The organism is Aurantiacibacter sp. D1-12, from assembly GCF_028858515.1.
Taxonomy (GTDB): Bacteria; Pseudomonadota; Alphaproteobacteria; order Sphingomonadales; family Sphingomonadaceae; genus Alteraurantiacibacter.
The window spans coordinates 154,653-180,000 of sequence record NZ_JAPJZJ010000003.1 but is presented as its reverse complement, the minus strand read 5'-3'; the positions used below and the strand labels follow the sequence as shown (position 1 = coordinate 180,000).

General features: G+C 61.0%; 27 protein-coding genes, 1 tRNA gene and 1 riboswitch (1 of these 29 running past the window's edge). Of the genes, 15 read left to right on the top strand and 13 right to left on the bottom strand.

Annotated elements, in window-relative coordinates; all coding sequences use genetic code 11:
* From OOZ52_RS07810 to OOZ52_RS07800, 3 genes are all read left to right on the top strand, one after another.
* Positions 1–319 carry the 3' portion of an oligosaccharide flippase family protein gene (locus tag OOZ52_RS07810; protein ID WP_274697952.1) on the top strand. Its footprint begins 1,226 nt before the window's first position, so the window shows 319 of its 1,545 coding nt (coding positions 1,227–1,545); its start codon lies off the left edge, out of view; the stop codon is at positions 317–319.
* A 97-nt stretch (positions 320–416) separates the two neighbouring features.
* Complete coding sequence (locus OOZ52_RS07805) at positions 417–1,457, top strand: retroviral-like aspartic protease family protein (protein ID WP_274697951.1); 1,041 nt, start codon at positions 417–419, stop codon at positions 1,455–1,457.
* A gap of 104 nt (positions 1,458–1,561) precedes the next feature.
* On the top strand, positions 1,562–3,337 hold the full coding sequence (locus tag OOZ52_RS07800; protein ID WP_274698336.1) for an ABCB family ABC transporter ATP-binding protein/permease: 1,776 nt from the start codon (positions 1,562–1,564) through the stop codon (positions 3,335–3,337).
* 21 nt (positions 3,338–3,358) lie between these two features.
* Here the strand turns inward: OOZ52_RS07800 and OOZ52_RS07795 are convergent, their stop codons facing one another.
* Positions 3,359–6,196, bottom strand: a complete 2,838-nt coding sequence (locus tag OOZ52_RS07795; protein ID WP_274697950.1) for a M16 family metallopeptidase — start codon at positions 6,194–6,196, stop codon at positions 3,359–3,361.
* A gap of 231 nt (positions 6,197–6,427) precedes the next feature.
* On the opposite strand from OOZ52_RS07795, the gene OOZ52_RS07790 reads away from it, so the two are divergent.
* Complete coding sequence (locus OOZ52_RS07790) at positions 6,428–7,933, top strand: SulP family inorganic anion transporter (RefSeq protein WP_274697949.1); 1,506 nt, start codon at positions 6,428–6,430, stop codon at positions 7,931–7,933.
* Between the two features lie 73 nt (positions 7,934–8,006).
* On the top strand, positions 8,007–8,498 hold the full coding sequence (locus OOZ52_RS07785) for a hypothetical protein (protein ID WP_274697948.1): 492 nt from the start codon (positions 8,007–8,009) through the stop codon (positions 8,496–8,498).
* Positions 8,499–8,981: 483 nt separating this feature from the next.
* Here OOZ52_RS07785 and hslU read toward each other — a convergent pair whose 3' ends face one another.
* From hslU to OOZ52_RS07770, 3 genes are all read right to left on the bottom strand, one after another.
* Positions 8,982–10,280, bottom strand: coding sequence for an ATP-dependent protease ATPase subunit HslU (hslU, locus tag OOZ52_RS07780; protein WP_274697947.1), 1,299 nt, complete (start codon positions 10,278–10,280; stop codon positions 8,982–8,984).
* A 7-nt stretch (positions 10,281–10,287) separates the two neighbouring features.
* On the bottom strand, positions 10,288–10,848 hold the full coding sequence (hslV, locus tag OOZ52_RS07775) for an ATP-dependent protease subunit HslV (RefSeq protein ID WP_274697946.1): 561 nt from the start codon (positions 10,846–10,848) through the stop codon (positions 10,288–10,290).
* Between the two features lie 69 nt (positions 10,849–10,917).
* Positions 10,918–11,385, bottom strand: a complete 468-nt coding sequence (locus tag OOZ52_RS07770) for an outer membrane protein assembly factor BamE (protein ID WP_274697945.1) — start codon at positions 11,383–11,385, stop codon at positions 10,918–10,920.
* A 166-nt stretch (positions 11,386–11,551) separates the two neighbouring features.
* Here OOZ52_RS07770 and OOZ52_RS07765 point away from each other — a divergent pair, with 166 nt between their 5' ends.
* From OOZ52_RS07765 to OOZ52_RS07755, 3 genes are all read left to right on the top strand, one after another.
* Positions 11,552–12,064, top strand: a complete 513-nt coding sequence (locus OOZ52_RS07765) for a ubiquinol-cytochrome C chaperone family protein (protein ID WP_274697944.1) — start codon at positions 11,552–11,554, stop codon at positions 12,062–12,064.
* Positions 12,061–12,585: a YceD family protein gene (locus tag OOZ52_RS07760; protein WP_274697943.1), complete on the top strand. Its 525-nt coding sequence runs from the start codon at positions 12,061–12,063 to the stop codon at positions 12,583–12,585. Before OOZ52_RS07765 ends, OOZ52_RS07760 begins: the two co-directional genes overlap by 4 nt.
* Positions 12,586–12,650: 65 nt before the next feature.
* Positions 12,651–13,325 (top strand): TrmH family RNA methyltransferase, encoded by a 675-nt coding sequence (locus tag OOZ52_RS07755; protein WP_274697942.1) that lies wholly within the window; start codon positions 12,651–12,653, stop codon positions 13,323–13,325.
* A gap of 201 nt (positions 13,326–13,526) precedes the next feature.
* Here OOZ52_RS07755 and ssb read toward each other — a convergent pair whose 3' ends face one another.
* The 5 genes from ssb to OOZ52_RS07730 all read right to left on the bottom strand — a co-directional run bounded on the left by ssb (position 13,527) and on the right by OOZ52_RS07730 (position 17,638).
* Positions 13,527–14,051, bottom strand: a complete 525-nt coding sequence (ssb, locus tag OOZ52_RS07750; RefSeq protein ID WP_274697941.1) for a single-stranded DNA-binding protein — start codon at positions 14,049–14,051, stop codon at positions 13,527–13,529.
* Between the two features lie 102 nt (positions 14,052–14,153).
* A complete protein-coding gene (feoB, locus tag OOZ52_RS07745; RefSeq protein WP_274697940.1) occupies positions 14,154–16,001 on the bottom strand; it encodes a ferrous iron transporter B in 1,848 nt (615 codons plus the stop codon).
* Positions 15,998–16,264 (bottom strand): FeoA family protein, encoded by a 267-nt coding sequence (locus OOZ52_RS07740; protein WP_274697939.1) that lies wholly within the window; start codon positions 16,262–16,264, stop codon positions 15,998–16,000. Before OOZ52_RS07740 ends, feoB begins: the two co-directional genes overlap by 4 nt.
* Before the next feature lie 75 nt (positions 16,265–16,339).
* Positions 16,340–16,999, bottom strand: coding sequence for a COQ9 family protein (locus tag OOZ52_RS07735; RefSeq protein WP_274697938.1), 660 nt, complete (start codon positions 16,997–16,999; stop codon positions 16,340–16,342).
* Between the two features lie 15 nt (positions 17,000–17,014).
* Complete coding sequence (locus OOZ52_RS07730) at positions 17,015–17,638, bottom strand: ankyrin repeat domain-containing protein (protein WP_274697937.1); 624 nt, start codon at positions 17,636–17,638, stop codon at positions 17,015–17,017.
* A 93-nt stretch (positions 17,639–17,731) separates the two neighbouring features.
* Between OOZ52_RS07730 and OOZ52_RS07725 the strand changes: the two genes are divergently transcribed.
* Genes OOZ52_RS07725 through OOZ52_RS07700 form a run of 6 tightly spaced genes read left to right on the top strand, consistent with a single transcriptional unit; the run spans position 17,732 to position 21,597 of the window.
* The gene (locus OOZ52_RS07725) at positions 17,732–18,325 is read left to right on the top strand and encodes an SCO family protein (RefSeq protein WP_274697936.1); all 594 of its coding nucleotides are present in this window, start codon (positions 17,732–17,734) and stop codon (positions 18,323–18,325) included.
* Positions 18,313–18,759: a YcgN family cysteine cluster protein gene (locus OOZ52_RS07720; protein WP_274697935.1), complete on the top strand. Its 447-nt coding sequence runs from the start codon at positions 18,313–18,315 to the stop codon at positions 18,757–18,759. The genes OOZ52_RS07725 and OOZ52_RS07720 overlap by 13 nt, the downstream gene beginning before the upstream one ends.
* Positions 18,756–19,490, top strand: a complete 735-nt coding sequence (locus OOZ52_RS07715) for a M48 family metallopeptidase (RefSeq protein WP_274697934.1) — start codon at positions 18,756–18,758, stop codon at positions 19,488–19,490. Before OOZ52_RS07720 ends, OOZ52_RS07715 begins: the two co-directional genes overlap by 4 nt.
* 55 nt (positions 19,491–19,545) lie before the next feature.
* Complete coding sequence (locus OOZ52_RS07710) at positions 19,546–20,013, top strand: hypothetical protein (protein ID WP_274697933.1); 468 nt, start codon at positions 19,546–19,548, stop codon at positions 20,011–20,013.
* Positions 19,997–20,968 (top strand): bifunctional diaminohydroxyphosphoribosylaminopyrimidine deaminase/5-amino-6-(5-phosphoribosylamino)uracil reductase RibD, encoded by a 972-nt coding sequence (gene ribD, locus OOZ52_RS07705; protein ID WP_274697932.1) that lies wholly within the window; start codon positions 19,997–19,999, stop codon positions 20,966–20,968. Before OOZ52_RS07710 ends, ribD begins: the two co-directional genes overlap by 17 nt.
* A gap of 11 nt (positions 20,969–20,979) precedes the next feature.
* Complete coding sequence (locus OOZ52_RS07700; protein WP_274697931.1) at positions 20,980–21,597, top strand: riboflavin synthase; 618 nt, start codon at positions 20,980–20,982, stop codon at positions 21,595–21,597.
* On the opposite strand, the gene OOZ52_RS07695 is transcribed toward OOZ52_RS07700, so the two are convergent.
* The 4 genes from OOZ52_RS07695 to OOZ52_RS07680 all read right to left on the bottom strand — a co-directional run bounded on the left by OOZ52_RS07695 (position 21,594) and on the right by OOZ52_RS07680 (position 24,623).
* Positions 21,594–22,148, bottom strand: coding sequence for a GNAT family N-acetyltransferase (locus tag OOZ52_RS07695; RefSeq protein ID WP_274697930.1), 555 nt, complete (start codon positions 22,146–22,148; stop codon positions 21,594–21,596). The two genes, OOZ52_RS07700 and OOZ52_RS07695, sit on opposite strands and share 4 nt — an antisense overlap.
* Before the next feature lie 9 nt (positions 22,149–22,157).
* Entirely contained in the window at positions 22,158–22,409 is a 252-nt protein-coding gene (locus OOZ52_RS07690; protein ID WP_274697929.1) for a hypothetical protein, read from the bottom strand.
* A 78-nt stretch (positions 22,410–22,487) separates the two neighbouring features.
* Positions 22,488–23,663 (bottom strand): amino acid aminotransferase, encoded by a 1,176-nt coding sequence (locus OOZ52_RS07685; protein WP_274697928.1) that lies wholly within the window; start codon positions 23,661–23,663, stop codon positions 22,488–22,490.
* 105 nt (positions 23,664–23,768) lie between these two features.
* The gene (locus OOZ52_RS07680) at positions 23,769–24,623 is read right to left on the bottom strand and encodes a DUF1134 domain-containing protein (protein WP_274697927.1); all 855 of its coding nucleotides are present in this window, start codon (positions 24,621–24,623) and stop codon (positions 23,769–23,771) included.
* A 208-nt stretch (positions 24,624–24,831) separates the two neighbouring features.
* Between OOZ52_RS07680 and OOZ52_RS07675 the strand changes: the two genes are divergently transcribed.
* Positions 24,832–24,923: transfer RNA gene (locus OOZ52_RS07675), tRNA-Ser, on the top strand.
* A gap of 161 nt (positions 24,924–25,084) precedes the next feature.
* A riboswitch (glycine riboswitch) is annotated at positions 25,085–25,177 on the top strand.
* Positions 25,178–25,348: the final 171 nt, after the last annotated feature.

Genomic DNA, 25,348 nt, shown 5'->3' with positions numbered 1-25,348 from the left:
CGTGGCGTGGATGGCGATCCATGCGCCTTTCCTCCATCGCACGGTCGGCTTCGGCTGGAACGCTATGCTGCGCATCTGGGCACAATCGCTGCTGGTCACCGGCCTTGCCGTCCTGCCCGTGTGGCTATCCTATCTGTACTGGGCCCCTTCCAGCGAAGCGGGCTTTGCGCAACTGCTGGTCGCAGTGGGAGCTGGAATTTCGCTCTGGCTGATTGGCCTCCGCCAGATCCGCCACCCTGCCTATGGCGAGATTCATGGCTATGCTTCTTCTGCACTCGACCGTCTCGGCTGGCGACATTGGATCCCCGCCCCGCGCTAACTGACTAAACGCCGTTTGGGCTTCCCGCCAATCGGTGATACCTTGGCTTTTGCTCGTTGCAGACCGGGACGCGTCAACGAGCGGGAGACGATCACCTATGAACTGGCTCGCCCTTATCGGTGCGATGGCGCTTTCAGGCGGTTCGCTTGCCATGGGAAATCAGCAAAATGGCACGGATCCCCAAGGTCAATCCGGCGAAGACGCAACGGCCGGGGCGCAAGACAACCCGACTGATCCGGTAACGGGCGATCCCGAAGAGCTGTTTGTCGACACAATCGCCATGCAGATTGAGCGGTATCGCCGCCTGACGGTGCCTGTGCGCATTGGCGATACGGGACCATACAATTTCATGGTCGACACCGGATCACAGGCCACCGTCCTGTCAACCGAGCTTGCCGAAGAACTGCAACTGTTTGACCGCGAGGCTGCAACGCTGGTCGGCATGGCCAGCACCCGTGCGGTGGAAACCACCATGATACCCGATTTCACGCTAGGCCAGCGCACCTTCACCATACGGTCTGCCCCGATCATCGAAGGCAGGAATATCGGTGCCGCTGACGGAATTCTTGGCCTTGATGCCCTGCAGGGCCAGCGCGTGCTTCTCGACTTCGAAAACGGTGAGCTTCTTGTCGCCGATAGCAGCGAAGCCGGTGGCACCAGCTCTTATGACATCGTCGTTCGTGCGCGCGAACGGCTGGGGCAATTGATCATTCACCGGGCCGAGATTGACGGGGTCCGCACGGCCATAATCGTCGATACAGGTGCTGCCGGATCGGTAGGCAATCTCGCTTTACAGCAAAGGCTGCGTTCGCGCGACGCTCTGGAAGATGCCGTTATGACCGATGTGAACGGCGTGCGCGTTTCCAGCGAAACACGTGTGGCGCGACGCATGAATCTGGGCCGCGTGGAGCTCAATAACATCCCCATTTCCTTTGCCGATTCCCCTACGTTCCGCGTGCTTGATCTGGCGGACAGGCCCGCGCTCATCCTGGGCATGAGCGAGCTGCGCCTGTTTGACCGCGTTGCCATTGATTTTCGCACCAGCCGCATCCTGTTCGATATTCCCGGTGAAGGCGGATACGAGCAGCAATGGCGATTCAACCAGCGCGCCACCCGCCTCAATCGCCGCGACAATTAAGCAGGCCTATGCTTGTGTAATTGCCACGGCTTCCCCACTTGTGGGCCACTGTGAGGGATTTCGGCGAACAGACAAAAGCGGGCGAACAAGCTGACTGGGCGACCATGCGTCGCTTCCTGCCATACCTGTGGCCGGCGGGACGGCCTGATCTGAAACGTCGCATTATCGGGGCTGCACTGCTGGTGCTGCTTTCCAAGGTTGTCGTCCTCACTCTGCCGTTTGCCTATGCCCGCGCGGTAGACACCATGTCTGCCGATGCTGATCCCGCCGTGTGGGTCGCGATGGCTCTGGTGATTGCTTATGCCGCCGGGCGCTTCGCCAACGTACTGTTCGACCAGCTGCGCAATATCGTGTTCAACCGCGTGGGACAGGATGCCGTGCGCGAGCTGACCGAGGATGTATTCGCGCGGCTGCACCGGCTGTCGCTGCGCTTCCACCTCTCGCGCCGCACGGGCGAGATCACCCGCGTCATCGAGCGTGGCACCAAGAGCATCGGATCGATGCTCTATTTCCTGCTGTTCAATATCGCCCCGACCGCAATCGAGCTGATCGTCGTTTCGGTCGTCTTCTGGACGCTGTTCGGCTGGGAGCTGGTCGCGGCAACCGCCGTCACTGTGGTCAGCTTTATCTGGATCACCCAGCGCATAACCGAATGGCGGGTGAAGCTGCGCAAGGACATGAACGATCTGGACGGACAGGCGATGGCCCGCGCGGTCGACAGCCTGTTGAACTATGAAACGGTAAAGTACTTCGGCGCGGAGGACCGCGAGCGCAATCGCTATGCAAGCTCCGCCGCTGCTTACGCAGAAGCCGCGATCAAGACCGAGAATTCGCTGGGCCTGCTCAACATCATGCAAGCGAGCATTCTCAACCTGATGATGGGCGCGGCAATGGCGTGGACCGTGTGGGGCTGGTCCCAAGGGCGGCTGACGCCCGGCGATCTGGTGCTGGTGAACACTTACCTGATGCAGCTTTTCCGCCCGCTCGACCTGCTCGGCTGGGTCTACCGCACGATCCGCCAGGGGCTGATCGACATGGCCGACATGTTCAACCTGATGGATACAGCGGCAGAGGTAGAAGACACGCCAGGTGCGCCTGCACTGGTGGTCCGCCGCCCCACGGTGACTTTCGAGGATGTGAGCTTCGGATACGAAAAAGATCGTCGCATCCTGCACGGCCTGAGTTTCGAAGCTCCGGCAGGTGCGACGGTCGCCTTGGTCGGTCCGTCAGGTGCGGGCAAGAGCACCATCGGGCGGCTGCTGTTCCGCTTCTACGATCCATGGGAGGGCCGTATCTGCATCGACGGGCAGGACATTGCGCAGGTCACGCAAGCGAGCCTGCGCAAGGCCATCGGCATCGTTCCGCAGGACAGCGTGCTGTTCAACGACACTATCGGATACAACATTGCCTACGGGCGCGACGACCCAACGCCCGAACAGCTCCGCCACGCGGCAGAAGATGCGAGCATCCTGCCCTTTATCGAGGCGCTGCCCCAGGGCTTTGACACCGAAGTGGGCGAGCGCGGCCTGAAGCTGTCAGGCGGCGAGAAGCAGCGCGTCGCCATTGCGCGCACGCTGCTGAAAGACCCGCCGATCCTGCTGCTCGACGAAGCCACCAGCGCGCTCGACAGCCGCACCGAACAGGACATTCTCACCACGCTCGGCAATATCAGCTGCGACCGCACGACCATCGCCATTGCACACCGGCTATCGACGATCGCCGATGCCGACGTGATCAACGTGATGGAAGCGGGCCGTATTGTAGAAAGCGGTAGCCATGCAGCGCTGCTCAAGCGCGACGGGCTCTATGCCGAGATGTGGAACCGCCAGCTCACCGAAGATGAAACCGGCGAAGAGGAGGATGCGGAGGCCGCCGAATAGGCAACCCCCGCCTCGTATCCCTTATTCAGCCGGCACCTGCGGGTTGGTGAGGTCCAGCGAGCTTGCCGGAATCACTTCCACATTATCCCGCAGCATGCGCAGATCATCGATGAAGGCGGCAGCATTGCCGACCACCACGATAGTCGTGTTGTCCGGATCGAAGTAGCGGTCCGCCGCAGCCGATGCCTGCTCTGCCGTAACCGCATTGAGGCTCGACGCGTAGTTGCCGATTTCCGCCGGATCGATGCCGAGCGCAATCAGGTTGGCGACTTGGTTGTTGTAGCCAACCGTGCTTTCGAGGCTGCGTGAGTTGCCGCCCGTCAGGTACAGGCGGCGGCGATCGAGCAATTCGTCAGAGAGCGGCTCGCTGCCGATACGGTCATACTGCTCCAGCATTACCGCTACGACTTCATCGACCGTCTCGTTCGCGGTCTGTGAACTCGCCTGCAGGAGAGGATCTTCACGCCGCGAGGACAGTCCAGAACCTGCGCCGTAAGACAGCGCACGGTTGGTACGGATTTCCTCGAACAGGCGACCGCTCGAACCACCGCCGAGCACGGCGTTGGCAAGGATCAGCGGGAAGTAGGTGGCCTCGTCACGCGCCGGACCGCGGCCCAGCATATAGACCGCCGCCTGACCTGCTTCGGGCATGTCGATCACAACCGTGCGTGCGGGTTGCGGATCGCCCGCCGGATTGTCGATGTCAGCCGGGACAGGGGCGTCGACGCTCCAGTCACCGAACATGCTTTCAGCGAAAGCGAACGCCTCTTCCGGGCTAACGCCACCGCTGACGACGATGCGCGCTGCGCCCGGGTGCCAGTAGGTTGCGCGGTGCTCCGCCAGGTCTTCACGCGTCAGCGCAGCCAGCGAGTCCGGCGTTCCGCCTGCCGAAGTGGCGTAGGGCGCATCGCCATAGATCACCGGCCTTGCGACCATTCCGGCAAGTGAGGCCGGCTGGCTCATGCCCACGCGCAATCCTTCGATAGCCCGCGCACGTTCACGTTCGAACACATCCTGCGGATAGCTGGCGTTGCGAACGACGTCGGCAAAGACCTCGCCTGCTGCTTCCATGTTGCCCACCGGTGCAAAAAGCGTGAGCGAAGAACCATCCGAGCGCGTGCCTCCGTTGATGCCGGCACCCAGCCGCTCCATCGTCGCGGCAATGTCGTTGGCCGAACGGGTCGGCGTGCCCTGATCGGCCAGGCTGGCGGCGAAGCTTGCGGTGCCTGCGCCTTCAAACCCGTCGGCAGCAGTGCCGCCCGGGAACAGGATCGTCATCGCCGCGATCGGCACATCGCTGGTTTGGATGGCGATCACCTCGATACCGTTGGACAGCGTGTGGCTGACCATTTCGGGCACAGCAACCGTTGGAACTTCGCCCGGCCCCGGAGGCGCTTCGCGTGTCTCTGGCGGGTTGACTGCCAGCGGCTCGCCCACCGCAGCGGGAAGCGTGCGGAAGCTCGGCATCGGTGCCGGGTTGGCATAGTCCGCCGGATTATGCTCACCACGCGAATAGCGGATTTCCACACGCGCATCGGGCTGGAGCCATTCGTTGGCGACGCGCTGGATGTCTTCCACCGTCACCTCTGCGAGTGCGGCCAGGCGACGGTCGGCTGCACGCGGATCACCGGTAGAAACCAGCGCCTCGCCCAGCTCGAAAGCACGACCGCGTGCTGTCTCGCGACCGAACAGCGCATTGGCGATCAGCTCGTTCTGCGCCTCGCTCAGTTCTTCAGCTGTCACAGGTTCATCGCGCATACGCGCAACTTCGGCCATCAGCACAGCTGCAATGGCATCGCGATCCGCATCGGGGTTGACGAGCGCATAGTGCGCGAAAATGCCCGCTTCTTCCTGGAAGAACGCGAATTGCGGCACCTGAACCGCCAGACCCGGCTCGATCAGCGCGGAATAGAGGCGGCTGTTCTGGCCACCGCTCATGATCATATCGAGAAGCTCGAGCGCCGGGCGATCGGGGTGCGTTGCTTCGGGGAGCTGCCAGATGTGGCCGACCGCAGGAAGCGGCACGTTGGGAGAGAATGCCTCGACAAAGCGCGGCTCGGTGCGGCGGTCTTCGCGTTCGGTAATGGTGACATCGACCGGGTTCTGGCGCGCAGGGATATCGCCGAAATAATCATCGACCAGTCCGCGCAGGTTATCCATGTCGAAGTTGCCCGCGACGATCAGCGTGGCGGTATCGGGGCCATAATAGGCCTGATGGAAGGAGCGTGCATCTTCGAGCGTCGCTGCATCCAGATCTTCCATGCTGCCAATGCCGGGGCGGCGATGGGGAAGATCGTCATAGGCGTTTTCGGCAAGCACCAGCCGCTGCAAAATGCCGTAAGGCGGCGCGAGCACGCGGGTGCGGTATTCTTCTTTCACCACGTTGCGCTCGGTTTCGAACACCTCGTCATCGACCACGGGGAAATACATCCGCTCGCGGTGGGTCCACAGCATCGTTTCAAGATACTGGGCCGGGACCGTTTCGAAGTAATTGGTGCGGTCGGTTCCGTTCGAGGCATTGCGCGTACCGCCAACGTCCGCCGTCAGATCGTAGATCATGTTGTACGGCATGTTCAGCGTCTTGCGGCTGAGGATATGCTCGAACAGGTGGGCAAAGCCACTGCGGCCTTCGGGGTCCAGCTTGCTGCCGATTTCATACCACAGCGAAGTCGTGACCGTGGCTGTGCTGTCGTCCTGGATCGCGATCACACGCAGGCCGTTATCCAGCGTCCACTCGGTGAACTCGATTTCGGGAGCGGTCAGCACGGGTGCTTCGTCGGCATCCTGCGCAAGTGCAGGAGCAGCAGTGGTAGCGAGTGCGAGTGCAGTCGCAGCGGAGCTGAGAAAACGGAATGTCACGGTGATGTCCCCTATTGGTCCCAAAAATTCGAAGCTGGAATAGAGCCGAGCGCACGGCAATGATCAAGAACGCCCAGCGCTTGCCTCGACCAGCGACATGGCGCGCTCTGCCAACGACTTGTTACTTACCGCAGACCTTGCATTGTGCAGTGCAGCATGTATGGAGCGCGCACGAAATTCATCGGCGCGCCGAGACTTGTTTTCAAGCGCCCAGCCCAATTGGACCTGACCATGTTCGACACCGCCGCGCTCAAGCGCGACTGGCTCGCCCAGCCGCGCGCCGACATCCTTGCTGGCATCGTCGTTGCCCTCGCGTTGATCCCCGAAGCCATCGGCTTCTCGATTATCGCGGGCGTCGATCCGCGCGTTGGTCTCTATGCGAGCATCGCCATTGCCATGATCATCGCCTTCACCGGCGGTCGACCGGGGATGATCTCTGCCGCAACCGCCGCAGTAGCCGTAGTTGTCGTCCCGTTGGTGCGCGATCACGGGGTTGAATACCTGTTCGCCGCGACAATCCTGATGGGAATCTTCCAGGCGATTGCCGCCGTGCTCCGGCTCGACCTGCTGATGCAGTTCGTGGGCCGCGCGGTCATCACGGGTTTTGTGAATGCGCTCGCAATCCTGATTTTCATGGCACAGCTACCCCAGCTTGATCCCAGTGCCGACGGCGTGAGCTGGATCACCTATGCGATGGTCGCGGGCGCGCTAGCCATAATCTACTTGCTGCCCAAACTAACGACGGCTGTCCCCAGCCCGCTCGTCGCGATCATCGTGCTCGGCGCGCTCTCCATCGGCATGGACCTGCCGGTGAACACCGTGGGCGACATGGGCAATATCCCCGAAGGCCTGCCCTATTTCGTGTTCCCCGATGTGCCGCTGACCTGGGAGACCTTCACCATCATCGCGCCCTACTCGGCAACAATGGCAGCGGTCGGCCTGATCGAGAGTCTGCTGACCGCCAAAATCGTCGACGACATGACGCACACCGGCAGCAACAAGCGCCGCGAGACCTGGGGCCAGGGCGCTGCCAACATTGGCGCTGCGCTGTTCGGCGGCATGGGTGGATGTGCGATGATCGGCCAGTCGGTGATCAATGTCACCTCGGGTGGTCGTGGGCGGCTTTCAACTTTCGTCGCCGGCCTGACCCTGCTCATCCTGCTTTGGTTGCTCGGGCCTATCGTCGGCCAGATCCCCATGCCAGCGCTCGTCGCGGTAATGATCATGGTGAGCATCGGTACGTTCAGCTGGACAAGCATTCCGAACCTCAAGCACCACCCGTGGCAGGCGAGCGTTGTGATGCTCGCGACGGTGATCGTGGTGGTGACAACACACAACCTCGCGCTGGGCGTGCTCGTCGGCGTGCTCCTCTCGGGCATCTTCTTTGCTGCGCTGGTGCTGAACCTGTTCAACGTAGAGCGCACGAGCGACGGAGAGACCGCGTACTACACAATCAGCGGCCAGCTCTTCTTCGCCAGTGTTGAGCGTTTCAACGATGCGATGAAGCCTGAAAGCCAGCATCCTGATCCGGCAGATCACGTGGTGATCGACGTATCCAACGCGCACTTCTGGGACATTTCCAGCGCCGGAGCACTCGACGCCGTTGTCGAACGCATGCGCCGCAACGGCCGCAGCGTGCAGGTTATCGGCCTGAACAAGGCCAGCGCCGACATGATCGACAAACACGCGGTGACCGATTTGACCGGCGTTGAGATGGGGCTCGCACCGCATCCTTAGGGCGACCCGTTAGACGCGCTACCCTCCCTCTGATATCCCCATGGAATGGCACCTAGGGGGGAGGAAGGCTGACATGACTGACGTCAAGACCATCAAATCGGATGCAAACTCTTGGACAATCGAAATCTGGGATAGCGAAGGCATTTCCCATATCGATGTCGTCTACGGAACTTGGCCACGCCTTCACCGGCATCGCGAAAGACACCGGGACTGTATTCCGGGCTTGACGCTCACAGTGCCGAGAACGCGCAAGTTCTTTTTCCGGTCAGAGCCATTCCATCAAATCGAGATTGGCGACTGCTCGTTGAACGAGAAGGGAAGATTCATAATAACAAGGGGTTGGGTCGACAAGGATGACAAGATCATAGGGGGCAGCCCCTATGAAATGGATCAAGCCACACAAGATCTCTTGGACGCCGTTCAGCGGCATATAACCATCAGCATGTGGCAGGAAATCCTGCAACGCGGAATTCTGATCATCCTCATTCTGCTGCTGCTGATAGCTTTTGCGATCTTGTTGCCGTTTGTTTTCGGAAGCGCTCTTGGCCCGCTTTGGGGTGGCTAAGGCCGAGCACTTCCGATCATAGAGTCTACTTGCTCAGATCCGCATCACCAGCCAGTTCGCCAAACTTCTCGCATAGAATAGGTCGCATGCACCGCCTGCAAACGGCGCGACCGATGTGTGCGTTTAATAGGGTATCGGTTAGATGACGCCGAGCAAGCGAAGAACGACAACGATTACGATGACTGTAATTACGGTTCCGATAATACCACGCATATGCTGATTCCCTCCGAATATGCCGAAAGCACTGCGCCTTCAGTGGTGATGTGAACGGCCCGAGCCAGAATCTGTTCCGCCTGGATGCAGAATGTCTAACAATTTTACAATGTGATAGGCCGCTTCATCGGCAAACGCGGTCGCAGCGCTACAGGCAAGATTCCTGAAAATTAGGGCCCGATATTATGCGGACACATGTGGCAGACGGACCGTTTGCTTGATTGCTCAACGTACCAGAGGAAGGGCAGCTCTTACATCGGTGAACTTTGGCTACAGCACGTATTTGCTGAGATCCGCATCACCCGCGAGCTCTCCAAGCTTCTCGCGCACGTAGTTCGCGTCCACCGTCACGCTCTGGTCGGCCATTTCCTCGGCTTCGAAGCTCAGTTCCTCGAACAGCTTTTCCATCACCGTCTGCAGGCGGCGTGCGCCGATGTTTTCGACGCTCTCGTTCACCTGCGCTGCAATGCGGGCGACTTCGCTCACCGCATCTTCGGTCATGTCGACGGTCAGCTTTTCGGTGCCGAGAAGCGCTTTGTACTGGCTGACAAGGTTGGCCTTGGTCTCGCTGAGGATGCGGACGAAGTCCTCTTCGGTCAGCGAGCGCAGTTCCACGCGGATGGGCAGTCGGCCCTGCAATTCGGGCAGCATGTCACTCGGCTTGGCGACGTGGAAGGCGCCGCTCGCGATGAAGAGCACGTGGTCGGTCTTCATCGGTCCGTATTTGGTCGCTACGGTCGTGCCTTCGATCAGCGGCAGCAGGTCGCGCTGCACGCCTTCGCGGCTGACAGAGCCACCGCGCACATCGGACACGGCGATCTTGTCCACCTCGTCGAGGAAGACGATGCCGTTCGTTTCCGCATTGGCGAGCGCCACGCGGGCGACATCATCCTGATCCATGCGCTTTTCAGCTTCTTCATCGACCAGCTTGTCCCACGCATCGGGCACTTTCAGCTTCTGCTTCTTCTTGGGCGGGCCGCCGAAAGCCTTGCCCATCATTTCTGACAGATTGATCATCGTCGCACCGTTGCCCATGCCGGGAATGTCCATCTGCATGTTGGGCTGGTCGGTCACTTCGACTTCGACCTCGGTATCGTTCATCGAATTGTCGACGATGCGTTGGCGGAAGCTTTCGCGCGTTGCCTCGCTGGCGTTCTGGCCGACAAGCGCATCGAGCAGACGGCCCATCGCAGCCTCGCTCGCAGCTTCTCGCACGGCTTCGCGGCGGCGGTCTTTCTCCAGCCGGATCGCCTCTTCGACAAGGTCGCGCGCGATCTGCTCAACATCCCGTCCGACATAGCCAACTTCGGTGAATTTGGTTGCTTCGACCTTCACGAACGGCGCTTCGGCGAGCTTCGCCAGGCGGCGCGAGATCTCGGTCTTGCCGCAACCGGTCGGGCCGATCATAAGGATATTCTTGGGCGTTACCTCTTCGCGGAGATCGTGCGAAAGGCGTTGCCGACGCCAGCGATTACGCAGCGCCACGGCAACCGCGCGCTTGGCATCTTTCTGGCCGATAATGTGCTCGTCGAGCGCCGCAACGATGGCTTTGGGGGTCAGGTTGTCCATGTAATCCTCAGACCGTTTCGACGGTCACATTGCCATTGGTGAAGACGCAGATATCCGCCGCGACCTGCATCGCCTTGCGCGCAATCGTTTCGGGATCGTCTTCGTACTCGGAGAGTGCCTTCGCGGCAGCAAGCGCATAGTTCCCGCCCGAGCCGATCGCGGCGATCCCGCCTTCCGGCTCCAGCACATCACCATTGCCGGTAAGCACAAGCAGCGTGTCCTTGTCCGCGACGATCATCAGCGCTTCCAGGTTGCGCAGGTACTTGTCGGTGCGCCAGTCCTTGGCGAGCTCAACCGCAGCGCGCAGCAACTGGCCGCTGTATTGTTCAAGCTTGCGTTCGAGCCGCTCGAACAAGGTGAAGGCATCAGCGGTGGCGCCGGCAAATCCGGCCACAACCTTGCCCTCTTCACCGATGCGGCGAACCTTGCGCGCATTGGGCTTCATCACGGTGTTGCCCATCGAAACCTGGCCATCGCCAGCGATCACAATGCCGCTGTCGCGCTTTACGCCCACAATGGTGGTGCCGTGCCACTGGGTGAGGCCGTGGCTTGCCTTATCATCGCTCATGGCAGGCATATGGGCGTGAGGCCGCCCGCGTTCAAGCAATCGCGATCCTGGAGAAGTTCGTGACCCCGATTAACGACCTTGGCCGCCACCACCGCCGGCAGCGCCCGGAGCGCCAACAGAACCGATATTGCCGAACAGGTCTTCCAGGAAGCCACGTTCACGGCCCAGAGTCGGCGTCGTATCGCTTTCGGGGCTGATCCGCGCGACCTGCTCCATACCAGTGCGCTCGGTTGTGACGACATTGCCCGCTGCATCGAAGTAGACTGCCAGAACGGTATGCTCGTTAATCCGCGGCTGGCGGAATGGTGCCTGTTCGGTACGGCTGGAAACATAGTACCACACCGGATCGCCGAACTGGCTGGTCATCGTTGGCTGGCCAAGCGTGCCACGTACCGATGCCTGATTATCAAGACCGGGCTGGATCGCTGAAATCAGCGTTTCATCCACGATATAGCCACGGTGGGTGGTGATCGAGGAGCATCCTGCCACGACAAGGCTCAAGCTTGCCAAAGCTGCCATCCGCACGATCGAACCCATAATCAAAATCCTTCAACTCTTGTCCGGTACAGACCGACGGGCAATTGCTCTATCGGGATCCGTCCTATATCAGCCGCCAGCCTTAGGGAAGCATGCGCGCCTGTGCAACGCGTCATAGTGCTTCATCCATTGAACTTGCGCTTAACGAACGAAACGAGAGCAAAAGATGTCATTCTGGAAACGCCTGATGGGCAAGGAAGGCCGCGATGGCCTGCGCCAGCTGTGGAATGCCTCAGTCGGCACCAGTCGGGAGCCTGAGTGGTACGCAGACTGCGGCGTAGCCGATACAGTGGAAGGCCGTTTCGATATGATCTCGCTCGTCCTGGGCCTTGTCATGCTGCGCATGGAGCAGAGCGAGGACCTTGCGCCCAAAACCGCTCTGCTGACCGAATTGTTCGTGGCAGACATGGACCGCCAATTGCGCGATACCGGGGTTGGCGATCTGATGGTCGGCAAGAATATGGGCAAACTGATGAGCGCGCTGGGTGGCCGCATGGGCGCGCTGCGCGAAAATATGACCGAAAGCGACGCCAAGTTGGCCGAGGTTCTGGCGCGCAACATGACGCTGGCGGACGAGGAAGCAAAACCATTTGCTTTGGCCGTGCGCACGCGTGCTCTCATGAATGACCTGAAAGCGGTGAGCGATGCCGCGCTGCTGACAGGGATGTTGCGGCCATGAGCGACACGCCTGAATTCTCCCGCCCCTTCGATATCCGCGGCATCACCGCAGAGCCGGTTTTTCTGGAAGCGAATGCCGAGGAATGCGCTGCTCTCGCGAAGCGCTTTGGTCTCGTCGCCGTAAACGCGCTTTCCGCGACGCTCGATGTAGCAGTCGATGGCGAAGACATTTCCGCCAAGGGCACCATGGACGCCGATGTGGTGCAAAGCTGCGCTATCTCGGGTGACGATCTGCCGGTGACGATTGCCGAAGACATTACCCTGCGCTTCGTCCCTGCCGCCACGCTGGAGGCGAGCGAGGAAGACGAGGAAATCGAACTCGCCGAGGACGAGCTCGATACGATTGGATACGAAGGCACCAGCTTTGACCTAGGCGAAGCCGTCGCCCAGAGCCTCGCGCTCGCCATCGATCCTTTCGCCACCGGCCCGAATGCCGACAGCGCGCGCCGTGATCACGGCTTGATCGAAGAGGAAGCGAGTGGCCCGCTGGCGGATGCCTTGCGGGGGTTGAAGGGGGATTAGCCGACTATCGGCACCGGCAGGTATTGGAGCTATGCTTTCGTAACTGCGCTCGTTATCACGCGTCTATGACCGAAGAGACAAATGACGTGCAGCCCGAAAAGAACGGCAAGAGCTCGGCACGCAAGCGTGCTGATCTGATCAAACCCTACGTCTGCAAAAACCTGATCGCCGTACTCGAGGATCCGAAGGATTTCGTGAACATCGGCACGGTCATCCGCAATGTGAACGCACTGGGTGTTGAGAAGGTCTACGTCGTCGATCCCACACATGCCCTGCCCGATGACTGGCAAGACATGCGCGAGCGCAAATCGCTGTCCAAAGTCTCGGTGTCAGCTGTGAAATGGAGCTTCGTGAAGCGGTTTGACAGCACGGCGGAGTGCTTTGACCATCTTGAGAAACAGGGCTTCATCTCCATCGTCACTTCCCCGCACATCAAGGGGCAGGACAACATCGTGCTGCATGAAGGCGACTACACGCAGTACACCAAGCTTGCGGTCTGGTTCGGCAGCGAGTCGCGCGGAATCAGCGAAGAGGCGGTCGAGCGTAGTGCGCACTGCGTCGGCATCCCGATGTTCGGCATGATCGAAAGCCTGAACCTCGGCACCAGCTCGGGCATTGTCCTCTACGAAGTGACCAAGCAACGGCGCCAGTACCAGAGCGAATATCGTCATGCCCGCAAACGCGGCAAGCGCGCCGAGCCGTTGCCGATTCCGACGCACCTGCATGACGAGGCAGAGTGATCGGAGAATGCGCCTCGACTAGCTCTACATGTCGATTTCACTTTCCTACAGCGCCGCACCCTGCAACGCCGCTCGCGGCTCTTTCACATCGTCCGTAAGTCACTGACCAAAAAGCAAAACACAGCCCGGAGGTTTTAGCCTCAGGACTGTGTAACAGGTGTAACAGGTTGGTTGGGTTTGGCCCCGATCAGAACGGCCAGATCAGAACGGGATGTCGTCATCCAGATCGTCGTAGTTGGAGCCGCCGCCGGAGGAGCTTCCGCTCCCTCCATTGCCGCCGCCAGAGCCTCCACCGCCCTGATCCCAGCCGCCGGAGGACTGGCCACCGCCACCTCCACCGCCGTAGCCGCCGCGCTGGCCTCCGCCACCGCCGCCGCCTGCTCCATCAAGCATGGTCAGGGTGCCGTTGAAGCCGCGCAGCACGACTTCGGTCGAGTAGCGGTCATTGCCTGACTGGTCCTGCCACTTGCGGGTCTGCAGCTGGCCTTCGACGAAGACCTTGCTGCCCTTCTTCAGGTACCGCTCGGCCACGTTGACGAGGCCTTCGGAGAAGATCGCCACGGTGTGCCACTCTGTGCGTTCCTGACGCTGGCCTTCCCGGTCTTTCCACGTCTCCGTCGTCGCCAAGCGCAGGTTGCACACCTTGCCGCCGTTCTGGAAACTGCGCACTTCCGGGTCCGCGCCCAGATTGCCGATAAGCATCACTTTGTTGAGGCTGCCCGCCATGATCGTCGATTCCTTGTCTGTTCGGGAGACAGGCTTATCGAAGCGCTAGGTGAGTCGCCACCCCTGCAAGACCGTTATGTCCACAGCGGAGCAGGTTGTCCGCTACAAACCCAGCCCGGTCGCTATCCAGAAGGTCAGGCCTGCAAACACGTAGGCAAGGGCGAACAGGTAAATGAGCATCACAATCGGCCACTTCCACCCGTTGGTCTCTCGCCGCGCGACAGCAATCGTCGAGAGGCACTGCGGCGCGAAAACGAACCATGCGAGAAAAGCGAGTGCGGTGGGCAAGCTCCAGCGCGCAGCGATCTGACCACGTAGGGCGTTCTCGGTCTCCGCCTCGTCATCACTATCCACGGCATAGGTGGTGGCAAGCGATGCCACCGCCACTTCGCGTGCTGCCATTGCCGGTACCAGCGCCAGTGTCATCTCGCGCTGGAAACCGATAGGCTCGAACGCGGGCTGCATGGCGCTGGCGATGTGTCCGGCGGCGGAGGCATCCAGCTGACTCTCGCCCGGCTCGGCCTTCGGGAAGGTGAGCAATAGCCACAGGATCACCGTGGCGGCAAAGATGATGGTACCCGCACGGCGCAGGAACACCCATGCGCGCTGCCACAGGCCGATCAGCAAGTCCCGGATCGGCGGCAATTGGTAACGCGGCAGCTCCATGATGAAGCCCGTTGCTGCGCCCTTGGTCGCCGTCTTGCGCAGCACCAGAGCGACCAGCATCGCGCCAAGGATACCGGCGATGTAGAGGCCGAACAGGACCAGACCCTGCAGGCCGATGCCCGGGCCGACAGTGCTCGCCGGAATAACCGCTGCGATGATCACCGTGTAGACCGGGAGCCGGGCCGAACAGGTCATCAGCGGGGCGATCAGGATCGTGGTGAGGCGATCCTTGGGATCGGCAATCGAACGCGTCGCCATGATGCCGGGAATGGCGCAGGCGAAGCTGGAAAGCAGCGGAATGAAGCTGCGCCCCGAAAGGCCTACGCCCGCCATCATGCGGTCCATGATGAAGGCCGCGCGGGCCATGTATCCGGTTTGCTCCATCACCAGGATGAACACGAAGAGGATGATGATCTGCGGCAGGAAGACGATGACCGAGCCGACGCCCGCAAGCACGCCTTCAGTGATCAGGTCACGCAGGAAGCTCTCGGGCATGGCGGCAACTACGGCTGCGCTGGCGCTTTCACCCAGCCCCTCGATGGCACCGATCAGCGGATCGGCCCAGGCAAACACCGCCTGGAACACCACAAACAGCAGCGCAAACAGGATCGGCGGGCCGAGCCACGGGTGCAGCAGCACCTTGTCGAGGTGCGCGTGAAGCTTGCGTTCGGTGCTCTCGGAAAGGATCGCGGCCTTGGCCACATTGCGCGCGGCGAGCCGGCGTTCGGGCAAACTGAGCGAGGCAACCTCGTGGCGGGCCGACATGTCCTGTCCCTCAGCGGCGACTATCGCTTCGGCTAGTTCACCCAGGCCCTTGCGGCGCACGGCCACGGTCGGAACGACAGGGACACCCAGCGCATCGGACAGCGCGGCCGGATCAAGCGCAAGCCCGTCCCGCTCGGCAAGATCGACCATGTTGAGCGCGACCACGGTCGGGCGGCCAAGCGCGATCACTTCCTGCGCAAACACAAGGTGCTGTTCGAGGTTAGCCGCGTCGATCACCAGCACCAGTGTGTCCGGCTGGGCTTCGCCCGGGAACTCGCCCAGAACGACCTGACGTGTCACCTCCTCGTCGGGGCTGGCCGCGTCAAGCGCGTAAGAACCGGGCAGGTCGATCAGCTCGATCTCTCCGCCGCCGGGCAGCTCCATGCGACCCGCTTTGCGTTCGACCGTGACGCCGGGATAGTTGGCAATCTTCTGCCGGGCGCCGGTGAGCGCGTTGAACAGTGCGGTCTTGCCCGCATTGGGGTTGCCGACGAGCGCGACTGTCTTGAGCGCGCTCATAGCGGCTTCACCAGCATGGCCTTGGCATGGGCGCGGCGCACGGCAATCGTGGCACGGCCTACCAGCAAGGCGATGGGATCCTTACCGAAGAAAACCCCGCGATGCGCCACAGCAATCCGCGCCCCCTCGTCCAGACCCAATGCGCGTAGACGCTTGCTTTCATCGGGCGCGAGCGCGCTCCAGTCGACAGAGACAATTTCGGCCCGATCCAGTGGTGCGAGGCTATCGAGCGTGGCGGTATGAGGGGATGCAGTGTCGGTCACGGCAACGCCCGTGCCAGAGCGATCCGCTAATTGCAACTCATTCTCAATAGGAAAATCGTGTAGAGCAGGCCGATGCTACTTCTGCGGGTAACGCAGCCGTCCGAGGAAGCGGGCCATATCGAAATGCTCGCGGTCTTTGCCGAGCCATTTGGCCTTGGCCTTTTCGAACTTCATGACACCTTCGATCCGGCGATCGAGGAAGGCAGCGGTGTTTGCCTTGTCCTCGCTCTCGTCACTCTTCCATACCGCAAGTGTCGCGCCATAGATCGAGCCGAGGATCGCGCGCTTGGTGTAATGGTTGTAATCAGTCGCGGTGTCTCCCGCGAGACGCCACATCTTGTCCGCGCTCGACCAACCCTGCTTCAGCGCGGCGGGTGCGTTCTTCGGCATGGCCTGAATGCTCATCGCCCGGGCAAGCGATTCCTCCAGTCCTTCGATTGCTTCCAGCCGGAACCAGACCAGCGAACGGATGCGCTCGCGGATTGGCATGTTATCGAGCCGCCCGTCAGCAAAGTTGGCTTCCATGCGCTCATCGATAGAGGCCACCCAGGCATCGATCATGTCCATCGCACCGCCCGGAAAGGCGAGCCGCGCAACAGCGACGTCTACGCCTTCCGCCTCTGCGGCAGAGACCAGAGCAGCATCGCTCCAGCCATCGAACATAGCGGACAGGGCTATTTGCGGCGCGAGCCTGATGCGCAGTTCGTCCAGAGTAAGATCGTCAGCTTCGGTCATCAAAAAATCCGGTTGTCAGAAGGCGGGGCCGTAGACCTGCTCGCTCTCGCGGGTTTCCGCGTCCTGTTCATTTGCTTCGATCACCATGAGCACACGCGGCGGAGTGCCCGGCAGCATCGCATAGTCGCGCGCGCTGCGACCGGCATTGTCATTGAGATCGGGATTGGCGCCTGCTTCCAGCAGGATTTCCATCAGTTCTATGTTGCGCGAATGGACCGCTGTCATCAGCGGCGTTTCACCGGTTTCGCTGGCCACATCAACACGTGCACCGCGCGCCACGAGAACTTCCACACCTTCAAGGAAACCGTTTTCGACTGCGGCATTCAGCGGCGTACGGCCACGCGAATCCGCGAGATTGGGATTGGCACCTTCCTGCAGCAGCCAGCGTGTCCACGTCAGATCGCGGCGGCTCACAACAACATGAAGCGCGGTCTCACCACTGGTGATGTCGCGCGTGTTGATGACTGTCGTGCCCGGCTGATTGAGCATCTCGGTCGCCTCTGTCCCGTTGCGATCACGCACGGCTTCGAGGAATTCGTACCCTTCAGAATAGAATTGCGCCTGTGCCGGAACCGCCAATGCAAAGGCGCTGCCGAATGCTGCGAGAGAGATAATGCTGCGAAGAGCGACCCTGGCCACCCCGTCCTCCTGTTTGATATGTGCGCAAAAGCCCCTGTCAGGACCTTTGTGCATCTTGCTTGCTGCGCGTTAGCAGAGCATGAACCATCCGTCATGTCTGTACGAACAAAGCTTATTGCAAGCCTCGCCGCCACCCTGACCTTGGCCGGTTGTGGCGCAGCCGCCCCCGATGCCCCACCACCGCTTTACGATTCCGCCGTTGTTGGCGGGTTCGAGCTGGTCAACGCGCAAGGCCAGACGGTTACAGACGGGGATTTCATCGGCAAGTATCAGATGGTCTATTTCGGCTATGCCTATTGCCCCGATGTCTGTCCGTTTGACGTCCAGCGCATGGTGCAGGGCTACAACCGCTTTGTCGCAGACAATCCGGACATGGCGGGGGAGATCCAGCCGATCTTTATCACCGTCGATCCGGAGCGTGATACACCCGAAGTTGTGGGTGAATTTACCGCTAGTTTCTCAGATGATCTGATCGGCCTCACCGGCTCTCCTGAAGCGATCGAAGCCGCTGCCGCGAACTATTTTGCCTCCTACACCAAGATGGAGCCTAACGAAGAGGGCGGATATCTGATGGACCATTCGCGATCAGGCTATTTGGTTGACCGTGAGGGTCAGCCCATGGCGCTCCTCCCCGTCGAGTCTTCGGGTGAGGCGGTTGCAGCGGAACTGGAAAAATGGGTGCGCTAAGGGACAGGTTCTGGGAGCTTCCGCTGGAAGCCTTGACCCGCGAAGAATGGGAAGCGCTGTGCGATGGTTGCGGGCGTTGCTGCCTGCACAAGCTGGAAGATGCCGATACCGGCGAAATTGCCGAAACCAATGTCGCCTGCAAGCTTCTCGATACGGGCACGGCACGGTGCAAGGATTATCGTCACCGCAAGGCCTATGTTCCCGATTGCCTGCGCCTTACGCCCAAGCTGGTCGATCAGGTGCCATGGCTCCCCTCCACCTGCGCCTATCGCCGCCGCGCCGATGGTGATCCGCTGCCGGACTGGCACTACCTGCTGACCGGCAGCCGCGATGCCATGCTGGAAGCAGGGGCCTGCGTAGCGGGGCGCTGCGTGAGCGAAACCGTAGCCGGGGATCTGGAACACCACTTGATGGACTGGGACGAAACGCCGTGATCGACTGGCTGCGCAAGGATATGCAGAATCCCAGTGTGGAGGTGGACGGCGAAGAAGTTCCCATCGCCATCCGCCGCCATGCTCGCGCGCAACGCCTGACCATGCGGCTTGCCCCTGACGGTAGCGAAGTGCGGATCACCATGCCGCGCTGGGGGCGCACCCTCGATGCCATCACCTTCGCCAATGCACGCAAGGAATGGATCGCGCGGCAACTGGGCAAAGTGCCCGAAAAGGTGGTGATCGCGCCGGAATCGGCGATCCCCTATCGTGGCGGTGAACTCACCCTCGCATGGGATGCCAAGGGTCCGCGCAAAGTCCGCCGCGAAGGCGATGTGCTGCACATCGGCGGTCCGCAAGACCGTATCGAAGGGCGAGTACAGCGCTGGCTCGAAGCCGAAGCACTGCGTCTGGCCGGAGACGACCTTGCATTCTACTGCGGGCGCGGAGGACTGGACGTGCCCGACTTGCGGCTATCACGCGCGCAGCGGCGCTGGGGATCATGTTCCGGCAACGGGCCCAAGGATCGCTGCATCCGCATCAACTGGCGACTGGTAATGGCACCCGATCACGTGCGGCGCAGCGTCGTTGCGCATGAAGTCGCGCACCTTGTCCATTTCGACCATTCGCCCGCATTTTATACCCTCCTCGGCACTCTGTTCGATGGCGAAATTGGTAAGGCCGATAGCTGGCTGAAGAGCGAGGGACGAACGCTCTACGCAGTGTTCGGATAAGGCTTGGCACTGCAAGTACTGGCGAAAGTTGCCGCACGCGCCTATCTCCCCTCCCATGAAGCGTTTCCTTCGCCGTATTTCCCCCAAGCGGGCCGTTGGTGATTTTGCCGAGCAATGGAAGCGGCCCACGCCGCACCGCTGGCAGATTCTGGGCGTCGCCTGTGCGGCGACCTTTGCGCTGTTCTTTACGCTGATTCCCGATGGCACGCGGATCATTCCCGAGCGACCCGAACTGATCTTCATTACTACGCTCGACGAAAATCGTAGCGATGCCGAAATCATCGCCGAGAACTGCGCCAACCAGGAATTGCAGGACGCCATCGACGCACGGATTGCCGAGCGCGAAGAGCTTCGCCGCGAGATGTATCGCCAGCTTGGCCGCGCGACCTTTGTCGATGTCGACGAGATGGAAGCGCAGGCAGAGGCAGAGCGCGCCGCTTCGGGCAATGTGGATGAAGGCCCGAGCGAAGAAGAACTCGCCCAATCGGTAGCCGAGTACTGCGCCAATGCTGCCCAAGGCTGATGACGCCCGCTGGCTGGCGGCTGCGGTCGCCCTTGCGGAACGGGCGCGCCCTGGGAGTAATCCCAACCCCGGTGTCGGTGCGATCATCGTGCGCGATGGCATTGTTGTCGGCCGGGGTTGGACACAACCTGGCGGCAGACCTCACGCGGAAGCTGCTGCTCTTAAGCAGGCAGGCGAAGCTGCAAGGGGTGCAACGCTCTATGTGACGCTGGAACCTTGCGCTCACCAGTCAGAACGTGGCCCGGCTTGTGCCGACCTGGTGGGCGAGGCCGGACTGGCGCGCGCTGTTGTCGGCTTGCGCGATCCCGATGCGCGAACGGCAGGTAAGGGTATCACGCGTCTGGCCGCTGCCGGGATCGAGGTAGTCGAAGCGGGACAACCGGCAGACGAGTTCGGGCTAGCAGGACACGAAGCTGCGCTTACGCTAGGAAGGCCACATGTCACGCTCAAACTCGCACTGTCACTTGACGGTTGCATCGCCACAGCAACGGGTGAGAGTCAGTGGATTACCGGCGAGGCAGCCCGAGCACACACACATCGCGAACGCGCGCGCGCCGATGCCATTTTGGTTGGCGGTGGAACAGTTCGGGCTGATGGCCCACAGCTGACCGTAAGGCTCGATGGGCTCGAAGCACGCTCACCGCAACGCATCGTGCTGACGAGAGGTGAAGCACCGGAAGGATGGCAGGCCATCAGTGCGCCTGAGTCGATCAGCGCACTTGCGGACATCCGCTATCTCTTCATCGAAGGTGGAGCGCAGACGGCAACGGCATTCCTTGAAGCAGACCTCGTGGATCGTCTGCTGATCTATCGAGCGCCGATCCTGCTTGGTGGCAAGCCCGGCATTGCGCCTCTCGCTCTGCCCGATCTCGCATCGGCGCATGGCAGGTGGCGGTGTGAAGACACACGGCAGCTTGGCCAGGATACACTCGAAATCTATACGCGAACCCGATAGGACTGCGCGCCATGTTTACCGGAATTGTCATCGCCATCGGCACCATCGAAAGCGTCGAAGAACGCGGCGATCTTCGCCTGCGCATTTCCTGCCCGTTTGACCCCGACACAATCGCCATCGGCGCGAGTATCGCCTGCTCGGGCGTGTGCCTGACCGCTGTCGAGAAAGGCGGAACCAAGGGCGATGCCTTCTTCGTGGTTGATGTATCAGGCGAAACGGTCAGCCGCACCGCCAAGGGCATGTGGCGCGAAGGACGCGAAATCAATCTGGAACCATCCTTGCGCGTGGGGGACGAGCTTGGTGGCCACATAGTCACCGGCCATGTCGATGCGGTGGGCAAGGTGGTGGACTGGCAACCCGTTGGCGCCTCGACCTCGGTCGTAATCTCCGCTCCCAAAGAGCTTGCGCCTTACATTGCGGAGAAAGGATCAATCGCCGTGAACGGCGTGTCACTCACCGTGAACGGGGTGGAAGATCAGCCCGATGGCGAGGCCCATTTCAGCCTGAACATCATTCCGCACACGAGCGAAGTGACCACGCTCGGCTCGCTGGGCCAAGGCGATGAGGTCAATCTGGAAATCGATACTATCGCGCGATACCTGCACCGCATGCAGGCGCTTCGCAGCTAGGCAGAAAGCGGCCCGCTGGCAAAGTTCTCACGGTCGATCTCGTAGTACAGGTGCAGGACTATGCCGACACCGGGCACCAGCGGCTTTTCGACTCTGTCGGGCGAAAGTCTGGCGCCGATCTTCTCGAGTGCACGTCGGCTACGTGTATTTGCATCCCCAACTCGAAAATCGACCCGTTGAACAGCCTGAAGCGCGTGCGTCAGCATCAACCGCTTCATTTCACGATTGTACCCCTTCCCCCAAAATTCGCGTGCCAGGAACGTCCAGCCAATCTCAACCGATCCGCCATCAGCGGAATCGTATCGCTCGAACCGGCTTGATCCGACAATCCGGCCAGTGCTCCTGTCGATCACTGCCAGCGCGCCGCCTTTCGCAAGGGCATCGTTGAAGAAGTCGCGAAACACCGGTTCGCGCCATCGATCATGCATTGGGTGCATAGCCCAGATTTCCGAATCGGAGGCGACGGCAAAAAGCGCGTCCCAATCCTCCTCGAGCAGCGGGCGCAGCTCAACCAGTGTGCCGGTCAGGCTGGGTTGACGATCAAGCGACATGCGTCTTGTCTAGCCAAACAGGCGCGATAGCCAACCCCTGCCGCGCTTGTCCGGAGCGGTGTGACCGCTCATTTCGAACAGGTAGTTAGCCAACTGGGCGGCCTGGTTGCGATCCATCAGGTAGATCTGCGATTGCACATCGTCATGCTCGTGCGGCGGTGGCTTGTTGACGCTTTGCAGGCGGAGCGTGATGCGATCACCCACATGTGTCGACGTCCAGCCAACCAGCGCCCCGTAATCGTGGTGGTCGTTCTGTTCCATTGCCGCGCTCCTCATTTGACAAGCGCAATCTAGGCAATTTTACATCCGCAAATCAATCACGGCCGGGAAGGCTGCCCCTCAACCAGCCACATCACTCAGCGCGGAAACGAAGGCATCGATATTGCCCAGCGTCAGCCCGGCGACATTGATCCGGCCGGAACCCGCCATGTAAACGCCATGATCATCGCGCAATTGCTGCACCTGTTCCTTGGAAACCGGCAGCATGGCGAACATGCCCTGCTGGCGACCAAGCGGCTCGAGATTCACTCCTCCGGCATTGCTGGAAGCAGCAAGCTTGGCGCGCACTGCTGCGATACGTTCACGCATGGACTGCACTTCATCAAGCCACTGCTGGGTGAGCACGGGATCTTCCAGGATCACACGTACTGCTGCACCGCCGTGATCGGGCGGCATGGACCAGTTGGCACGCGCCAATGCCGAGGCGTTGGAGATGGCCCGCACGGTCGCATCTGCATCAGTCGTGATGACGTAGAAAGCCCCCACGCGGTCACGATAGAGACCGAAATTCTTGTCACAGCTGTATGCGACCAGCGCTTCCGGGCAATGCGATACCACGGCGCGAACACCGTAGGCATCTTCCTCCATGCCGGCACCCAGCCCCTGATAGGCGACATCAATCAGCGGTAGAACCGGGCTATCTTTCAGGATCGCGACAATCGCGTCCCACTCGTCAGCCGTGTAATCGACACCAGTCGGGTTGTGGCAGCAACCATGCAGCAGCACAGCGTCACCCTCGCCCGCGTCAGCAAGCGCGGCGCGCAAGCCATCCATGTTCGCGGCTCCATCGGCATTGGCATGGTCGAATGCGACCATCTCGAGCTCCAGATCGTCGAGGATCTGCGCGTGATTGGGCCAGCTCGGCACGCCCATCAGGACGCGCTTCACACCAGCCTTCTTGGCCAGCGACAGTGCTAGGCGAACCGCTCCTGTACCGCCCGGTGTCTGCATGCCTTCCATGCGGCCATCGCCGGGTGCGGCATCGCCAAACACATGCGGGATCAGGCCGCGGACAAAACCCATGTCGCCTTCGGGACCAAGGTAGCTCTTGCTGTCCTGCGTCTCCACCAGCTTGCGCTCTGCACCCTTGATCGCCTTGAACACAGGGGTTGCGCCATCGGCAGTGCGATAGACGCCGACACCCAGATCAATCTTGTCCGGGCGCTCGTCCGCATTGTAGAGCTTGATCAGCGCAAGCAGCGCATCGGGGGCTTGTTGGTCGAGTCGATTGAGCATGCACAGCGCAATGCCTCCACGCTGCGATCACCGCAAGCTTTGCATCAGCGATATTCAGCGCGAATTGCTATTCAGGCCGAAAGGCCCGCTATCAGAATGCCAAGATCAGAACGGTAGCCAGCGTTGTTCACGGCTAAAGCGGAGGTAGCCAGCATTGATGCCCAACCGCAGACCTGCCCCGACACGGATCGGGATCAGCACAATGTCTCCCTTGCGTACGTAGCTGGCGGTGAACCCGCCCACGAAATAGGCTTGGCCTTCACCTGCAGGGAAACGCTCATACAGTTCTTCGGTGTCATAAAGGTTGTAGACGAGCACGAAGGTGTTGCCCGCATTGGCGCCTGCGTCCAGCCCGATTGACGGGCCAGTCCAGTAGACCGGCATATTGCCTTCTATCGCGTGATAGAGGGTGCCCGAACCGTAGCGGACACCAAGCACGAATGCGCCCCCGCCTTCGCGGCCGACAATGTACCCGTTGGGCTCACCCTGATCGGCAAGAATATCCTGAATAAGGCCCGCCAGCCCTTCGGCTCCGCGACCGAACAGGCCCTCTGCCGCGCCGATCAAGTCGTCTTCACCGTAAACTGTTGCCGGATCGTCCTGCGGCGGGAAGGTCTCGGTATCGACAGTAGCCATCTGTTCGCCGGATTCTTCTCCCTCCAGCGGCGGCAGGTCGAGCACCGGACGCGCGTCGGCGGTCTGGTCCTCACCGGTCGTGTCTTCGGTATTGTAGCGCGGCGTTGCCTCGGAAAGATCATAGGCCCCGTCGTAGGCCCCGGCTTCAGAATCCTGGGTGACTTCTTCTGCAGGAGAGACATCCATCAGATCGCCGTCAATCACCACATTGGGGTCGACCGTCTCGATATCCTGCGCCAGGACCGGCACGGAAAAAGCCGCCACCAGCGGTGCCAGCGCAGCAATTGCAGCGCTTCGAATTCCAGCAGATACACCTGTCTTCATGGCCAATCTCCGATCCCGAAATGGGCAAGGCTTTGCGGCGCTAGAAGAATCCTTCGCGCCTGAAGCAGCAATGAATAGGCGGCGAAGCGAATCCGTTTTGCGGTGAGCCGAATCCCTTGGCAGGTTATTTGCAAAGAAAAACGATGCGAAACGGCTCTTGAAGCGCGCCGCACCCCTCGTTATAGCGCGCAGCCTGCCACACAGGTCCGGAGACGTGGGTGAGTGGCTGAAACCAGTTCCCTGCTAAGGAACCATACCTCTATCGGGGTATCGAGGGTTCGAATCCCTCCGTCTCCGCCACCTGTTTGTGGCCTATCGCTTCGCTGCTTGAGGCACCCTGCTTGGCCTACCGCTTCGCTGTTTGAGGCCGGTTTTCCGCAAACCATACGCTTTTAGCCGATTGACCGGGCCTCAGCTTTCCCGCAGAGCCTACCCTTGTCTGGTGGGCGACTGAGTCGCCCGGCAGGTGCGCGGGAGAGCTCTCCACTTTGGTGGAGGCGCCGAAGGAGCAACCGCCCCGGAAACTCTCAGGTCACAGGGACCGCGCAGCTGGCACAGGCACTCTGGAAAGCGTGCGCGCCACACGGCGTGCGCCACCGAAGGAGTAAGGCGTTTCTGCAAGGGCGCGCCGGAATCTCTCAGGTCCACAGACAGAGGGGGCATGGTGAAGGCGTCCGATATGCGGGCGTCGCCATACCGTGCCCTGTGTTTGAGAGTGACCTGTC

Coding starts and splice junctions, on each gene's coding strand:
- OOZ52_RS07765 (WP_274697944.1), top strand. CDS start 11,552: ATGTCATTCTGGAAACGCCTGATGGGCAAGGAAGGCCGCGATGGCCTG.
- feoB (WP_274697940.1), bottom strand. CDS start 16,001: ATGAGCGCGCTCAAGACAGTCGCGCTCGTCGGCAACCCCAATGCGGGC.
- OOZ52_RS07770 (WP_274697945.1), bottom strand. CDS start 11,385: ATGGGTTCGATCGTGCGGATGGCAGCTTTGGCAAGCTTGAGCCTTGTC.
- hslV (WP_274697946.1), bottom strand. CDS start 10,848: ATGAGCGATGATAAGGCAAGCCACGGCCTCACCCAGTGGCACGGCACC.
- OOZ52_RS07760 (WP_274697943.1), top strand. CDS start 12,061: ATGAGCGACACGCCTGAATTCTCCCGCCCCTTCGATATCCGCGGCATC.
- ssb (WP_274697941.1), bottom strand. CDS start 14,051: ATGGCGGGCAGCCTCAACAAAGTGATGCTTATCGGCAATCTGGGCGCG.
- hslU (WP_274697947.1), bottom strand. CDS start 10,280: ATGGACAACCTGACCCCCAAAGCCATCGTTGCGGCGCTCGACGAGCAC.
- OOZ52_RS07725 (WP_274697936.1), top strand. CDS start 17,732: ATGTCTGTACGAACAAAGCTTATTGCAAGCCTCGCCGCCACCCTGACC.
- OOZ52_RS07680 (WP_274697927.1), bottom strand. CDS start 24,623: ATGAAGACAGGTGTATCTGCTGGAATTCGAAGCGCTGCAATTGCTGCG.
- OOZ52_RS07790 (WP_274697949.1), top strand. CDS start 6,428: ATGTTCGACACCGCCGCGCTCAAGCGCGACTGGCTCGCCCAGCCGCGC.
- OOZ52_RS07720 (WP_274697935.1), top strand. CDS start 18,313: ATGGGTGCGCTAAGGGACAGGTTCTGGGAGCTTCCGCTGGAAGCCTTG.
- OOZ52_RS07700 (WP_274697931.1), top strand. CDS start 20,980: ATGTTTACCGGAATTGTCATCGCCATCGGCACCATCGAAAGCGTCGAA.
- OOZ52_RS07800 (WP_274698336.1), top strand. CDS start 1,562: ATGCGTCGCTTCCTGCCATACCTGTGGCCGGCGGGACGGCCTGATCTG.
- OOZ52_RS07695 (WP_274697930.1), bottom strand. CDS start 22,148: ATGTCGCTTGATCGTCAACCCAGCCTGACCGGCACACTGGTTGAGCTG.
- OOZ52_RS07710 (WP_274697933.1), top strand. CDS start 19,546: ATGAAGCGTTTCCTTCGCCGTATTTCCCCCAAGCGGGCCGTTGGTGAT.
- OOZ52_RS07755 (WP_274697942.1), top strand. CDS start 12,651: ATGACCGAAGAGACAAATGACGTGCAGCCCGAAAAGAACGGCAAGAGC.
- OOZ52_RS07690 (WP_274697929.1), bottom strand. CDS start 22,409: ATGGAACAGAACGACCACCACGATTACGGGGCGCTGGTTGGCTGGACG.
- ribD (WP_274697932.1), top strand. CDS start 19,997: ATGCTGCCCAAGGCTGATGACGCCCGCTGGCTGGCGGCTGCGGTCGCC.
- OOZ52_RS07805 (WP_274697951.1), top strand. CDS start 417: ATGAACTGGCTCGCCCTTATCGGTGCGATGGCGCTTTCAGGCGGTTCG.
- OOZ52_RS07735 (WP_274697938.1), bottom strand. CDS start 16,999: ATGACCGAAGCTGACGATCTTACTCTGGACGAACTGCGCATCAGGCTC.
- OOZ52_RS07685 (WP_274697928.1), bottom strand. CDS start 23,663: ATGCTCAATCGACTCGACCAACAAGCCCCCGATGCGCTGCTTGCGCTG.
- OOZ52_RS07785 (WP_274697948.1), top strand. CDS start 8,007: ATGACTGACGTCAAGACCATCAAATCGGATGCAAACTCTTGGACAATC.